14 protein-coding genes are annotated in these 13,187 nt (G+C 73.8%); 10 read left to right on the top strand and 4 right to left on the bottom strand.

Annotation, left to right across the window (positions count from 1 at the left end; genetic code table 11):
* The first annotated feature begins 3 nt into the window (after positions 1–3).
* The 4 genes from ID804_RS02050 (at position 4) to ID804_RS12150 (ending at position 3,955) form a co-directional block, all read left to right on the top strand.
* Positions 4–1,068: an agmatine deiminase family protein gene (locus tag ID804_RS02050; RefSeq protein ID WP_169077287.1), complete on the top strand. Its 1,065-nt coding sequence runs from the start codon at positions 4–6 to the stop codon at positions 1,066–1,068.
* 5 nt (positions 1,069–1,073) lie between these two features.
* Positions 1,074–2,789, top strand: coding sequence for an amidase (locus ID804_RS02055; protein ID WP_169077288.1), 1,716 nt, complete (start codon positions 1,074–1,076; stop codon positions 2,787–2,789).
* A gap of 72 nt (positions 2,790–2,861) precedes the next feature.
* A complete protein-coding gene (locus ID804_RS02060; protein WP_317451137.1) occupies positions 2,862–3,242 on the top strand; it encodes an iron chaperone in 381 nt (126 codons plus the stop codon).
* Positions 3,239–3,955 carry a hypothetical protein gene (locus ID804_RS12150; RefSeq protein WP_211160883.1) on the top strand — a complete coding sequence of 239 codons (717 nt, stop codon included), beginning with the start codon at positions 3,239–3,241 and terminating at the stop codon, positions 3,953–3,955. Before ID804_RS02060 ends, ID804_RS12150 begins: the two co-directional genes overlap by 4 nt.
* Here ID804_RS12150 and ID804_RS02070 read toward each other — a convergent pair.
* On the bottom strand, positions 3,942–4,274 hold the full coding sequence (locus ID804_RS02070; RefSeq protein ID WP_169077289.1) for a ribonuclease E inhibitor RraB: 333 nt from the start codon (positions 4,272–4,274) through the stop codon (positions 3,942–3,944). The two genes, ID804_RS12150 and ID804_RS02070, sit on opposite strands and share 14 nt — an antisense overlap.
* 151 nt (positions 4,275–4,425) lie before the next feature.
* Here ID804_RS02070 and ID804_RS02075 point away from each other — a divergent pair, with 151 nt between their 5' ends.
* The 5 genes from ID804_RS02075 (at position 4,426) to ID804_RS02095 (ending at position 10,641) form a co-directional block, all read left to right on the top strand.
* Positions 4,426–5,142, top strand: a complete 717-nt coding sequence (locus tag ID804_RS02075) for a CDP-alcohol phosphatidyltransferase family protein (protein ID WP_169077290.1) — start codon at positions 4,426–4,428, stop codon at positions 5,140–5,142.
* Positions 5,139–5,669, top strand: coding sequence for a GNAT family N-acetyltransferase (locus tag ID804_RS02080; RefSeq protein WP_169077291.1), 531 nt, complete (start codon positions 5,139–5,141; stop codon positions 5,667–5,669). Before ID804_RS02075 ends, ID804_RS02080 begins: the two co-directional genes overlap by 4 nt.
* Positions 5,670–5,687: 18 nt before the next feature.
* The gene (locus ID804_RS02085) at positions 5,688–6,566 is read left to right on the top strand and encodes a putative RNA methyltransferase (protein ID WP_169077292.1); all 879 of its coding nucleotides are present in this window, start codon (positions 5,688–5,690) and stop codon (positions 6,564–6,566) included.
* A gap of 93 nt (positions 6,567–6,659) precedes the next feature.
* The gene (locus ID804_RS02090; RefSeq protein ID WP_317451138.1) at positions 6,660–10,415 is read left to right on the top strand and encodes a DEAD/DEAH box helicase; all 3,756 of its coding nucleotides are present in this window, start codon (positions 6,660–6,662) and stop codon (positions 10,413–10,415) included.
* Between the two features lie 4 nt (positions 10,416–10,419).
* Positions 10,420–10,641, top strand: coding sequence for a hypothetical protein (locus tag ID804_RS02095; RefSeq protein WP_169077293.1), 222 nt, complete (start codon positions 10,420–10,422; stop codon positions 10,639–10,641).
* A gap of 48 nt (positions 10,642–10,689) precedes the next feature.
* Here the strand turns inward: ID804_RS02095 and mscL are convergent, their stop codons facing one another.
* The 3 genes from mscL to ID804_RS02110 form a co-directional block, all read right to left on the bottom strand.
* Positions 10,690–11,172, bottom strand: a complete 483-nt coding sequence (gene mscL, locus ID804_RS02100; RefSeq protein WP_169077294.1) for a large conductance mechanosensitive channel protein MscL — start codon at positions 11,170–11,172, stop codon at positions 10,690–10,692.
* 59 nt (positions 11,173–11,231) lie between these two features.
* Complete coding sequence (locus tag ID804_RS02105; protein WP_169077295.1) at positions 11,232–11,507, bottom strand: FmdB family zinc ribbon protein; 276 nt, start codon at positions 11,505–11,507, stop codon at positions 11,232–11,234.
* Between the two features lie 88 nt (positions 11,508–11,595).
* Positions 11,596–12,237, bottom strand: coding sequence for a 5-formyltetrahydrofolate cyclo-ligase (locus tag ID804_RS02110; protein ID WP_169077296.1), 642 nt, complete (start codon positions 12,235–12,237; stop codon positions 11,596–11,598).
* A 58-nt stretch (positions 12,238–12,295) separates the two neighbouring features.
* On the opposite strand from ID804_RS02110, the gene galU reads away from it, so the two are divergent.
* Positions 12,296–13,186 carry a UTP--glucose-1-phosphate uridylyltransferase GalU gene (gene galU / locus ID804_RS02115; protein WP_169077297.1) on the top strand — a complete coding sequence of 297 codons (891 nt, stop codon included), beginning with the start codon at positions 12,296–12,298 and terminating at the stop codon, positions 13,184–13,186.
* Position 13,187 lies beyond the last annotated feature (1 nt).

Consider the following 13,187-nt stretch of genomic DNA (forward strand, 5'->3'; position numbering starts at 1 on the left):
ACGATGGCCTGGCGCATGCCCGCAGAGACCGCACCGCACGACCGCATCTGGATGGCGTTCCCCCGCGAGGGCGAGGTCATGGGCGACAGCTCGGCCGCCCGCGAGTCGACCTACGCCGCGTGGACGGCCGTCGCCCACGCGATCCTGCCCTTCGAGCCGGTCACGATGGTCGTCGACCCGAGCGAGCGCGAGCGCGCGCGCCGCATGCTGAGCGCCGAGATCGACATCGTCGAGGCGCAGCTGAACGACTTCTGGATGCGCGACTTCGGCCCCACCTTCGTCATCGACGACGTCACCGGCGAGCTCGGCGGCGTCGACTGGATCTTCAACGCCTGGGGTCAGGGCGCCGACTGCGAGCACGACGCCCTCATCGCCGCGCGCATCCTCGACGAGCTCGGCGTGACCCGCGTGCCGAGCCTGCTCGTCAACGAGGGCGGCGGCATCCACGTCGACGGCGAGGGCACGGTGCTCGTCACTGAGACGGTGCAGCTCGACCCCGACCGCAACCCCTGGGCGACGAAGGAGCGCGTCGAGGCCGAGCTGGCCCGCACGCTCGGGGTCGAGACGGCGATCTGGCTTCCACGCGGCCTCACGCGCGACTACGACGAGCTGGGCACGCGCGGGCACGTCGACATCGTCGCCGCCTTCGCCGAGCCTGGCCGCGTGCTCGTGCACGCTCAGCACGACCCCGCGCACCCCGACCACGCGGTCATGCCCGCCATCCACGACGCCCTGCGCGCCGCCACCGACGCGCGCGGCCGCAGCCTCGAGCTCATCGAGCTGCCCGCTCCCGCCCAGCTGCGCGACGACGAGGGCTTCGTCGACTACAGCTACGTCAACCACCTCGTCGTGAACGGCGGCATCATCGCGTGCGGCTTCGGCGACGATGCGGCGGATGCCCGGGCGCGCGACATCCTGCGCGAGGCGTACGGCCGCGAGGTCGTGACGGTCGACGCCCGCGAGATCTTCGCGCGCGGCGGCGGCATCCACTGCATCACGCAGCAGCAGCCGCGGGCGGGGCTCGCGACCCTCGCCGGCGCCCACGCGGCCGAGGGCGGCGAGCGGTGACGGGCATGCCCCTTGTCGAGACATCGATCGGCGAGCTGCGCGCCGCGCTCGACGCCGGTCGCACGACCGCCGTCGAGCTCGTGCAGGGCTACCTCGCTCGCATCGCCGCCTACGACGCGGCCGGCCCGCGCCTCAACGCCTACGTCGTCATGAACCCGGATGCCCTCGCCGAGGCCCGTGCGAGCGACGAGCGCCGCGCCCGGGGCGAGGTGCTGAGCCCGCTCGACGGCATCCCGTACGCGGCGAAAGACAGCTACATGGTGCGCGGCCTCACGGTCGCGAGCGGCTCGCCCGCCTTCGCCGACCTCGTCGCGCAGCGCGACGCCTTCACGATCGAGCGCTTGCGCGCCGGGGGAGCGATCTGCCTCGGCCTCACCAACATGCCCCCCATGGCGAACGGCGGCATGCAGCGCGGGCTCTACGGCCGCGCCGAGAGCCCGTACAACCCCGACTACCTGACGGCGCCGTTCGGCTCGGGGTCCTCCAACGGCTCGGGCACCGCCGCCGGCGCGAGCCTGTGCGCCTTCGCCCTCGCGGAGGAGACGTGGTCGAGCGGCCGCGGCCCCGCCTCGAACAACGGACTCGTCTGCTACACGCCGAGCCGCGGCGTCATCTCGGTGCGCGGCAACTGGCCGCTCGTGCCGACCATGGACGTCGTCGTGCCCTACGCCCGCACGGTCGACGCGCTGCTGCTCGTGCTCGACCAGGTGGTCGCCGACGACCCCGAGTCGCGCGGCGACTTCTGGCGCGTGCAGCCGTGGGTGAGCATCCCGCTGGCGTCGACGGTGCGCCCGCCGTCGTATGCCGCGCTCGGGATGCCCGAGGCGCGCGCGACCGCGCTGCGAGGCGTGCGGCTCGGCGTGCCGCGCCTGTACCTCGGCGCCGAGTTCGGCGGCGACGACCCGATCGAGACGCGCGCGAGCGTCATCGAGCAGTGGACGAAGGCGCGCGCCGACCTCGAGGCCGCCGGCGCCGAGGTCGTCGAGGTGGACTTCCCCGTCGTGACGAACTACGAGAGCCGCGGCCGCGCCGACGACCGCTCGCTCACCGCTCGCGGCCTCGTGCCCGAGGGCTTCGCCGACTCCGAGCTGTGGGAGCTGTCGATGTGGGGCTGGGAGGAGTTCCTGCAGGCCAACGGCGACCCGCAGCTGCAGCACCTCGTCGACGTCGAACCCGACCTCATCTTCCCGACGCCGCCGGGCTCGCTGCCCGGGCGGTACGACGACCACCTCAGCCGCTTCGCGCCGGAGGACGTGCCGCTCGACCAGTACGTGCACCGCGCGCGCCGCGACGGCATCCCGCCGCTCGAGGCGATCCCGCACCTCGAGCAGGGGCTGCGCGGCCTCGAGGAGGCCCGCCGACTCGACCTCGAGCAGTGGATGGACGAGCTTCGCCTCGACGCCGTCGTCTTCCCCGCCGTCGCCGACGTGGGCCCCGCCGACGCCGACGTGAACCCGGCGTCGAGCGAGCCCGCCTGGCGCAACGGCACCTGGGTCGCCAACGGCAACCTCGTGCCGCGCCACCTCGGCATCCCGTGCGTGCAGGTCGGCATGGGGCTCATGAGCGACATCGGGATGCCCGTGGGGCTCACCTTCGCCGGTCGCGCCTACGACGACTCCCGCCTGCTCGCCCTCGCCGCGGCCTTCGAGAGCGCGGCGAACCGGCCGGGCTCGGCGCTCGGCGCCACGCGCGTCGCCGCGCCGCTCGCCCCCGAGCTCTGAGTCGGGCCGCCGGCGAGTCTTGACGGCCGCTCGGATCAGGGTCAGGCTGGCCCCGACGAGGGCGGAGACGGCGTGAGCGAGATCGACGACTACATCGCGGGCTTCCCGGCCGACGTGCAGGGCATGCTGCGCGGCGTGCGCGCGGCCCTGCGCGAGGGGGCGCCGGGCGCCCCCGAGGCGATCCGATACGGGATGCCCGCCCTGCAGCTCGAGGGCCGCTACTGGCTGCACTTCGCGGGCTGGAAAAATCACGTCGGCCTCTACCCCGTCGCGCGCGGCGACGACGACTTCGAGGCGGAGGTCGCCCCGTACCGGGCGGCGAAGGACAGCGTGAACTTCCTCTACTCCAAGCCCATCCCGTACCCGCTCATCACCCGCATCGCCGAGCACGTGCGCGCGGTGCACGCAACCCCGGCGACGAGTCGACCGGCGGAGCCTAGGGTCGCCCCATGAGCCTGTTCCCGAAGTCGAGCGACGCCTCGCCGGAGCCGGTGCCGGTCACCGAGCCGGCGGCATCGTCGGCCGCATCCCCGCCCGCATCGACCGACGGCGCGCACGCCGACGGCGCCGTCGCCGACTGGCGCGCCGACCGCGTGGCGGCCTGCGCCAACGGCACCAACCCGATGGTCATGGTCGAGCTCACGAGCGGCTGGGCGGTGATCGGCGACACGCAGTTCTTGCCCGGCTACTCGCTGCTCATCAGTCGGCACACCGACGCGGCGATGCTGAGCCAGCTGCCGCGGGAGGAGCGCCTGCAGTTCCTCGCCGACCTCGACCTGCTCGCGCTCGCCGTCGAGCGCGCGTGCATCGCGAAGGATCCGGCCTTCCGGCGGGTCAACATCGAGATCCTCGGCAACACCGACGCCTACGTGCACGCCCACGTCTTCCCGCGCTACGAGTGGGAGGGGCCGAACGCGGCGCTGCCCGTCTGGTCGTACCGCGACACCCGCTGGGTCGACGAGCTGCACGAGTACAAGCCCGGCCACGAGCCGCTGCGCGAGGCGATCACGGCCGAGCTGCGCCTGCTCGCCGGCCTGCCCGTCGAGCCGGAAGGGCCGCTCGCGCAGCCGGGCGACCTCGACCTGGTCGGGCCGTCGAGCACCGAGCCCGCGCCGTCGAGCCCCGCGCCTGCCGCGACGGACGCCGAACCGGCTACGACGGGATGACGGGCGCGCCCCAGCCGTCGTAGTCGCCGCGGTGGCGCTCGACGATCGCGAAGACCTCCTCGACCATGGCGTCGGCGGTCTCGATGTCGACGGTCGACTGCTTGGTCGCGCGCAGCGTGGCGCGGAACAGCATGCGACGCTCGACCTCGACCGCGTAGCCGGCCGCCTCGAGCTCGCGCGCGGCGGCACGGGCCTCCTTGATGGCGCCAAAGTTGGCGAAGTGCTCGACCTCGCGAGCCCGATCGACGTCGTCGCGCATCTTGATGCGCTGGCTGTACTGCTCGACGTTCGTCGTCAGGTGCGGTCGGATGTCTCCCACGGCGGTCGAGCATAGACCCGAGTGCCGCGCTCCGCCCATTCCCGCGGCGCCCCCGCGTTCGCGTTGCCCGCGACCGCCTGCGCCCGTGACACCCTGACGCGGGTATCGAGTTCTGCGCGTTCCTCACTTAGCCTTCCCGCGGGAGGTGCGCATGACCCGAGCCGCCGCGCGCTATGCCGCGCGCCAGCGCGTCCTCGCGGGCGACGACAGTCGCGCCGCCTCGAACGCCCTGCTCGACGGGCTGCGCGAGCAGCGCTTCGGGGCCGCCGCGTGGGGGAGGTTCGCGGTCGAGACGACGCGGCGCAGCATCCTCGAGGCCCGCAAGCGGCCGCGCGCCCTCGCCGAGGCGACGCTCGTGCACGCCGCCGTCGGAGCGCTCGCCGGCCGCGAGGGTCGCGCCTGGCTGCTGACCAGCTGGCTCATGACCGTCACCCACCTGGGGATGCTCGAGCAGCGCCGCACGCTCGGCGCACCCAATCTGCTCACGGTCGCGCGCGCCGCGCTGCCCGCGGCCGCGACGCGACTCGGCGGCGCCCTGCCCGTGCTCGCGCTCGCCACCGACTTCGTCGACGGGAAGCTCGCGCGCCGCACCGGCACGGTGACGCGGTTCGGCACGCAGGGCGACTACCTCGCCGACACCGCGCTGTGGACCTGGTTCGTGCTCAAGCACGAGCCCAGCCGGGCCTGGCAGGTCGCAGCGTTCGCGGCCTGGGCGGTGCCCGTGGCCGCGCTCACCGTCGTGAGCGTCGCCCGCGGGGGCGTCGTCGACCTGCCGCGCTCGGCCTGGCTGCGGCCCGCCGCCGCGGCCGAGGTGCTCATCGGCGCGCGCGCCGTCGCACGCCTGGTCGCGAGGAGGTCGACGCGATGACCGAGCAGCGCTTCACCCCGCTCGAGGCAGAGCTGCGCACCGAGCGCCTGCTGCTGAGCCCGTTCACGCCCGACGACGCCGTCGCGCACGCCGCGATCTGGACGGCGCGCGGCGGGGAGCCGGGCGATCCTGCGCGCGTGCTCGAGCGCATCCCCGCCCTCGAGGCCCGGCTCGCCGGGCACGGTCTGGGGCTGCGGATGCTCCGGCTCTCGGGGGAGCGCTGGCCGATCGGGTACGTCGCGCTCATCCCGGGGCGCTCGACGGTCGACGAGCCCGAGATCGTGAGCGAGCTGCTGCCCGCCGTGCACGGGCACGGCTTCGCGACCGAGGCCGCCGCCGCGCTCGTCGTCGCAGCCTGGCGCACCGGCCGCGAGCGGCTGTGGGCCACCACCCGCCCACACAACCGGGCCTCGCTGCGTGTCGCCGAGAAGCTCGGCTTCGTCGCCCACCACATCGCCGTCGACGAGCGCGGCGAGATCGTGTGGAGCGTGCGCGAGCGGCGGCCCGACGAGGGCCCGCCCCGCTGAGGCTCGTACAGTAGCGGCGTGCCCGCCCCCACCGCTGCCCTCGACGCGGCGCTCGACGTGCTCGTCTGCCCGCTCTGCCGGCAGGCGCTCGAGGCCGTGGACGGCGGCGCCCGGTGCGCGGCACGGCACCACTTCGACCTCGCCAGGCAGGGCTACCTGAGCCTGCGAGGCGGCGCGGCGACTGCGAGCGGCGACACCGCCGCGATGGTCGAGGCGCGCGAGCGGGTGCAGGCCTCCGGCGCGCACGACGCGATCGCCGAGGCCGTCGTCGCCGCGGTGCCCGAGGGGGCGCACTGGCTCGTCGACCTCGGCGGCGGCACCGGCTGGCACGCCTCCCGGGTGCTCGAGGCCCGGCAGGGGCTGCGGGCGATCGTGCTCGACGCCTCCGTGCCCGCGGTGCGGCGAGCGGCGCGCGCGCACGAGCGGCTCGCGGCCGTCGCGAACGACGTGCGGGCGGGCATCCCCGTCGCCGACGGCTCGGTCGACGTCGTGCTGCGGGTCTTCGCCCCCGGCGGCGGTGAGCAGGGGGTCTCCGAACTGCGGCGCGCGCTCGCGCCCGGCGGCCGGGTCGTGGTCGTCGTGCCCGAGCCGCAGCACCAGCACGAGCTCGTCGCGGCCCTCGGGCTGCTGCAGGTGCCGGCCGGCAAGGCGGAGGAGGCCGCTGCGAGCATCCCCGGGGCGGTGCATCGCGCGACGACGACCGTGACCCGCGCGATCGAAGCGAGCCGGGCCCTCGCCGCCGACCTCGTCATGATGGGGCCGAACGCGTTCCACCGCGAGCGCGGTGACGTCGAGGCGGCGCTTTCCGCCCTGCCCGAGCCGATCGCAGTGTCGATCGCTGTGAGCGTCGTCGAGCTCGAGCTGCCCGCCGTCGAGCAAGGCTCGAGAACCCCCTGATTCCGCGCCGGACGGGGCGCAATCCCGGCGTTGGCGCCGCACCGCGCGTAGGGTGTCGGCGTGTGGCGTGCCGATCGATACGACGAACCCGACGTGGTTGACGACGACGCCTCCTCGACCCCGGAGGCGAGCCCCGCGAGCGCGAGCGCGCTGAGCACGGGCGACCCCGCGGTCGGCGTCGGCAACGTCGCGACCCCCGTGTGGCAGCGCTGGCGCGACGAGCTCGCGAGCCTCGGCGGCCGCACGCCCCTGCTGCACTTCGACGACACCGACCGCACCCGCATCGAGCTCGGCACGAGCCACCCCGGCGGCCTCGCGCGCTTCATCGCTGGCAGCCCCACGCTGCTCAGCAACCTCGTGCGCGACGACGTCGCCCTGCGCCGCGCGCGCCTCGCCGCCGAGCGCATCGCCGACAAGGGTCTCGAGCTCGCGAGCGTGCGCGGCATCGACGCCGTCGCCCTCGGCATCGGCATGGTCGCCTGGCGTCACGACGGCGTCGCCTACCGCGCCCCCCTGCTGCTGCGCCCGCTGCGGCTGCGGCGACGGGGTCGCGACGTCGAGCTGACCCTGCGCGGCGACGTCACCGTCAACCCGGCCCTCGTGCGGGCGCTCGCCCAGCAGTTCTCGCTGCACCTCGACACGCAGGCTTTCGTCGCGCTCTCCGATGACGACGGGACCTTCAAGCCCAACCCGCCGCTCGACCGCCTGCGCGGGCTCACCGCGCACCTCGATGGCTTCACGATCACGCCGCGCCTGGTCGTCAGCACCTTCGCCGAGGTCGGCGCCCCCATGGCGGCCGACGCGCACGATCTGGCCCACCCGGTGCTCGACGCTCTCGCCGGCAACCAGAGCGCTCGCTGGGCCGTGCGTGAGAGCACGACCCCGGTCGAACTCGTGCACGCCGACAGGCGCCCGCCCGAGACCGACCTCATGCTGCTCGATGCCGACCCTGAGCAGGAGCAGGTGATCGCCTCGATCGCCGCCGGCAACTCGCTCGTGGTCAAGACCCTGCCCGGCACGGGCGGCACGCAGACGATCGTCAACGCGGTCGGCGCCCTCGTCGCACAGAACAAGCGCGTGCTCGTCGTGAGCCCTCGTCGGGCCAGCCTGCGCGGCGTCGCGAGCCGCTTCACCGAGATCGGGCTGCCCGGGCTCGCGGTCACCGCTCGGACGCTGCGCCGCGACGTGATCCGCGCGATCACGCGCAACGAGAAGGCGCAGAAGCCGCAGGTCGCCGACGTCAACGAGGCGCTCGCCCGCCTGCGCGGCGTGCTCGTCGACTACCGCGAGGCGCTCGCCCGCCCCGACGCTGAGCTCGGCATCAGCGTCTACGACTGCGTCACCGAGCTCAGCCGCCTCGCCCTCCTGCCGGTGCCGCCCACGACGCGCGCCCGCCTCAGCCGCCAGGCGGTCGAGCTGCTCGCGAAGGATCGCGCCCACGCGAGCTCGGTCATGGTGAAGGCCGCCGAGCTGGGGCAATTCAAGTACGGCCCCGACGACTCGCCCTGGTACGGAGCCCGCTTCGCGACGGGCGCGGAGGCCGAGCGCGCGCACGACCGCGCGAAGCGCCTCCACCACGAGCTGCTGCCGCGTCTGCTCGAGCGGGCCAACGCGCTCATCGGCTCGACGCACATGCGCCCCTTCGAGTCGATCGCCGAGCTCGGGGTCTACCTGCGTCTGCTCATCGACATCCGCGACACGCTCGACAAGTTCCAGCCGGCCGTCTTCGACCGCTCGCTGAGCGAGCTCATCGCCGCGACGGCGCCGCGCAGCTCCGGCTCGTCGATGCCGGCAGCGACCCGTCGCCGGCTCAAGGGCCTCGCGAAGGAGTACCTGCGCCCCGGCGTGCACGTGGGCGACCTGCACGAGTCGCTCACGCGCATCCAGCAGCAGCGGGTGCTGTGGCAGCGCTTCGTGCCCGTCGGCATCACGCCGCAGGTGCCGGTCGGCATCGCCGACGTGCACCACGCCTACCAGCAGGTCGAGCAGGATCTCGAGGCGCTGGATGCCCCGCTCGGCCACCACGACAAGACCCAGCTGCTGCACCACCGCCGCATCGCCGACCTGCTCGAGCTCATGGCGGGGCTCGCCGCCGAGAGCGACGTGCTCACCAACCTGCAGGAGCGCACCGAGCTGCTGCGCGAGATGGAGCGCTGGGAGGTCGGCCCGCTGCTGAGCGATCTCTCGGCCAGGCACGTGCCGCACGACCAGGTCGCCGCCGAGCTCGAGCTCGCGTGGTGGCGCTCGGCGCTCGACTCGCTGCTGCAGAGCGATCGCGCCCTGCTCGGCGCCGACACCGCGGTGCTCGACCGGCTCGAGGCCGACTTCCGCCTCGTCGACGAGGCGCACGCGGCGGGCACCGCCTCGCTGCTGGCGTGGCAGCTGGCCGAGAACTGGTCGATCGGCATCACCGACTGGCCCGACGAGGCGCAGGCGCTGAAGTCGCTGCTGAAGTCGGGCATGCTCACCTCGGGCGACCTGCAGCGCTGCGCCCCGCACCTCAGCCGCCCGATCGCGCCCGTGTGGCTGGCCTCGCCGTACGACGTGCACCGCATCAGCGACGACATCCCCTTCGACGCGGTCATCCTGCTCGACGCGGGCGCCGTGACGATCCCCGAGGTCGCCGGAGCCATCCGCCGCGCGCGCCAGGTGGTCGCCGTCGGCGACCCGGTGACGCAGAGCCCCGCCCCGTTCACGATCGGCCTCGAGGGCGACGCCCCCGACGACGATGACGTGGATGCCCGGCACGCCGCCTCGGCGCTCTTCCAGCTCGCCGAGCTGCTGCCGAGCCTGTCGCTCACCCGCTCCTACCGTGCGGGCGGGGAGGACCTCGCCGAGCTGGTCAACCGCCGCTTCTACGCTGGCCGCATCGACTCGCTGCCCTGGGCGGGCTCGTTCCTCGGGCATCCCTCGATCGCGGTCGACCACCTCGACGGCCACGGCATGCCCGACGACGAGTCCGGCGCGGTCGAGAGCGTTGACGTCGAGGTCGAGCGGGTCGTCGACCTCGTGCTCGAGCACGCGACGGCGCGCCCGCACGAGTCGCTCATGGTCATCACCGCGAGCGCGAAGCACGCCTCGCGCGTGCACGCCGCCGTGCTCGAGGCGATCGGCACGCGCCCCGACCTGCACGACTTCGTGCTCGGCGACCGCCCCGAGCCCTTCGCCGTGCTCACCATCGAGCAGGCCGTCGCGCAGAGCCGCGACCGCGTGATCTTCTCGATCGGCTTCGGCCGCACCCCGCACGGTCGCGTGCTGAGCGAGTTCGGCTCGCTCGGGCGGCCCGGCGGCGACCGGCTGCTCGCCGTCGCGATGACCCGAGCGCGCCGCTTCGTGCGCATCGTCAGCTGCATCCGCCACGAGGATCTCGACGACGACCGCATGACCCACGGCGCCCGCGCCCTCGCCGACCTGCTCGCCGACATCGAGGCGCGCCGCTCGCGCATCGAGCTGCCCGACGACAGCGACCCCATGCTCATCGACCTCGCGCGGCGCCTCGAGGCCCGAGGCCTGCGGGTCGCGCTCGGGCACCGCGGCAAGTTCAAGCTCGTCGCGAGCCGCGGCGGCTACTGCATCGCCGTCGACACCGACGCCTCCCTCATGGAGATGAGCCTGCGCGAGTCGCTGCGCCTGCGGCCCGACCTGCTGCGCCGCCTCGGCTGGCACTACGCGCGGGTGCACGTGTTCGAGCTCTTCAGCCAGCCCGACGCGGTCGCCGATCGCATCGCGGCAATGGCGGGAGCATCCGGCACCACGACCGGCCGCCCCTCGGCCGCGACGGAGGCGGCCGCCGCCCGTCATCGGGCCGCCCTCACCGAGACGCAGCCGATCGACGTCGTCGGCTCGTAGACCCGTGGCGTCAGCGCACGACGAGGCGGCGGATGCTCGGCGCGAGCCCGGCGACGCCCCCGCTGCACGGCCCGACGAGCGCGCAGCTGCTCGACCCCGCGTGCGTCGGCGCGCGACGACGCCCCCGCCGCCCGGCTCCGACCCGGCGCCGCTGCCCGAGCCCGAGCGCCACTCCCTCGACGAGAACGACGACCGCCTCAAGGCCGAGAAGCCGCCGCACTACTGAGGCGCCGCAGCCGAGGGACGGGTCGCGCCGACGAGGGGCGCCCGCGCCTCAGCGGGAGTCGGCTCCCGGCGTGGCGTCCGTCGCCGCACCGGCTGCACCCGCGGCGCCCTCGGCGGCCTCGCGGCGGGCCAGCAGGTCGCGGATCTCGCCGAGCAGCTCGAGCTCGGTCGGCGGCTCGTCGGGCGCCGTGACCGGCTGCCCCGCCTGACGGGCGGCCTCGGCGCGCTTGGCGAGGTAGTTCATGGGCGCGACGAGCGCGAAGTACACGACCGCCGCAACGATGAGGAAGTTGAGCACCGCGGCGAGCACCGCGCCGAACAGCAGGTCGGCCGTGCCGCCCGAAAGGGTCGGGATCTGCACGACCAGCGCGGTGCTGAGGCTCTCGGCGTTGAACAGCGCGCCGATCGCCGGGTTGATGACGGCCGTCACGATCGAGTTGACGAGCGCCGTGAACGCCGTGCCGACGACGACCGCGACGGCGAGCTCGATGACGTTGCCGCGCAGGATGAACGCCTTGAAACCACTGAACACCGGAAGACTCCTCGGGGCTGAAGCGAGTGACTGTCGCTTCAGATCCTACTGGGTGGGCGTCAGCTCGCGGCGGCGGGCGCGGCGCTCGAGGCGGAGCTCGTGCTCGAGCTCGACGAGCTGCTCGACGACGACTCCGAGCCGCTCGACGATCCGCTCGAGCTGCGGCTGTCGGTGCGGTAGAACCCCGAGCCGTTGAAGGTCACCCCGACGGCCGAGAACAGCTTCCGCAGCTTCCCGCGGCACTCGGGACACTCCGTGAGCGCGTCGTCGGTGAACGCCTGCTGGATGTCGAACGCGGTCGAGCACTCGGTGCAGCGGTACGAATACGTGGGCATGGCGGTCCTCCGCCTTCCAGGATACGTCGGCCCGAGCATCCGCCCCGCCACGGCGACGAGGCGATGATCGGCGGATGCCCGCCCGCGGTCAGTCGGAGAACCGGGTGATGCCGCTCGGCGTCACCACCCCGTCGACCGGCGCATCGTGCGCCTCTCGCGGCAGCTCCTCGACCAGCTCGTCGTCGAAGACGACCGCGAACACCGGCGGGCGGCTGCTCATCGACCCGAGCGTCTTGTCGAAGTAGCCGCGCCCCCAGCCCATGCGCACGCCGGAGCGGTCGACGGCGGCCGCCGGCACGAGGATGAGGCCGACGTCGTTGATCGCGAGCGGGCTCAGCAGCTCGGCATCGGGCACGGGCATGCCCGCGACGTCGAGCAGCTCGGCGTCGGCGGCGGCGACCGAGCCGCCGGGGGAGGCGCCTGCGTCGAGCGGGGGCGGCGCGTACGGCGCCCAGTCGAGCAGGCCGTCGTCGCGGGAGACGGGCACGAGCACGTCGATGTCGCGCTCACCGGCCCAGCGCAGGAACGCCCGGGTGGGCGGTTCGTCCGGCGTCGACAGGTAGCAGCTGAGGCTGCGCGGCCCGAGGGACGAGGTCAGCGCGATGAGCTGCTGGGTGAGGCGCTCGGCGACCACCTCGCGCTCGTGCTGCGGGCGGATGCGGCGCCGCTCGCGCAGCTCGGCGCGCAGCGCCCGCTTGGCGTGGGCGGCGTGCTCTGCCTCGCTCGACATGTGCACATCCTAGGAGCCACCCGGAGGCCTGCCGAGTGCCTTCGCTAGGGTGCTGGCCATGACCCGCGCACTCACCAAGGCCGTCATCCCCGCCGCAGGGCTCGGCACCCGATTCCTGCCCGCCACGAAGGCGATGCCGAAGGAGATGCTGCCCGTCGTCGACAAGCCGGCGATCCAGTACGTCGTCGAGGAGGCCGTCAACGCCGGCCTGCACGACGTGCTCATGATCACCGGCCGCAACAAGACTGCGCTGGAGAACCACTTCGACCGCATGTACGAGCTCGAGCAGACGCTCGAGGAGAAGGGCGACCGCGAGAAGCTCGCGAAGGTCGAGTACTCGACCGAGCTCGCAGACATGCACTACGTGCGGCAGGGCGACCCGCTCGGCCTCGGGCACGCCGTGCTGCGGGCCAAGATGCACGTCGGGCACGAGCCCTTCGCCGTGCTGCTCGGCGACGACATCATCGACGCCCGCGACCCCCTGCTGACCCGGATGGTCGAGGTGCACGAGCGGCGCGACACGACCGTCGTCGCCCTGCTGGAGGTGCCCGAGTCGCAGACCCACCTCTACGGCATCGCCACGGTCGAGCCGACGGAGGACGACGACGTCGTGCGCATCACGGGCCTCGTCGAGAAGCCCCCGCAGGGCGAGGCGCCCTCGAACCTCGCGATCATCGGCCGATACGTGCTGAAGCCCGGCGTCTTCGACGTGCTCGAGCGCACGCAACCCGGCAAGGGCGGCGAGATCCAGCTGACGGATGCTCTGCTCGAGATGGCGAACGACCCCACGTCGGGCGGCGTGCACGGCGTGGTGTTCCGCGGCCGCCGGTACGACACCGGTGACCGGCTCGACTACATCAAGGCGATCGTGCAGCTCGCCGTCGAGCGCGACGATCTCGGGGCCGAGCTGCGTCCCTGGCTGCGAGAGTTCGCCTCCTCTCTAGACTGAC

Source organism: Microcella alkalica, assembly GCF_014595885.1.
In the GTDB taxonomy this organism is placed as follows: Bacteria; Actinomycetota; Actinomycetes; order Actinomycetales; family Microbacteriaceae; genus Microcella; species Microcella alkaliphila_B.

Bases quoted from the DNA above. Each gene is read 5' to 3' on its own strand.
- ID804_RS02105 (WP_169077295.1), bottom strand. From the start codon at position 11,507: ATGCCCACGTATTCGTACCGCTGCACCGAGTGCTCGACCGCGTTCGAC.
- ID804_RS02050 (WP_169077287.1), top strand. From the start codon at position 4: ATGGCCTGGCGCATGCCCGCAGAGACCGCACCGCACGACCGCATCTGG.
- ID804_RS02055 (WP_169077288.1), top strand. From the start codon at position 1,074: ATGCCCCTTGTCGAGACATCGATCGGCGAGCTGCGCGCCGCGCTCGAC.
- galU (WP_169077297.1), top strand. From the start codon at position 12,296: ATGACCCGCGCACTCACCAAGGCCGTCATCCCCGCCGCAGGGCTCGGC.
- ID804_RS12150 (WP_211160883.1), top strand. From the start codon at position 3,239: ATGAGCCTGTTCCCGAAGTCGAGCGACGCCTCGCCGGAGCCGGTGCCG.
- ID804_RS02080 (WP_169077291.1), top strand. From the start codon at position 5,139: ATGACCGAGCAGCGCTTCACCCCGCTCGAGGCAGAGCTGCGCACCGAG.
- ID804_RS02075 (WP_169077290.1), top strand. From the start codon at position 4,426: ATGACCCGAGCCGCCGCGCGCTATGCCGCGCGCCAGCGCGTCCTCGCG.
- ID804_RS02110 (WP_169077296.1), bottom strand. From the start codon at position 12,237: ATGTCGAGCGAGGCAGAGCACGCCGCCCACGCCAAGCGGGCGCTGCGC.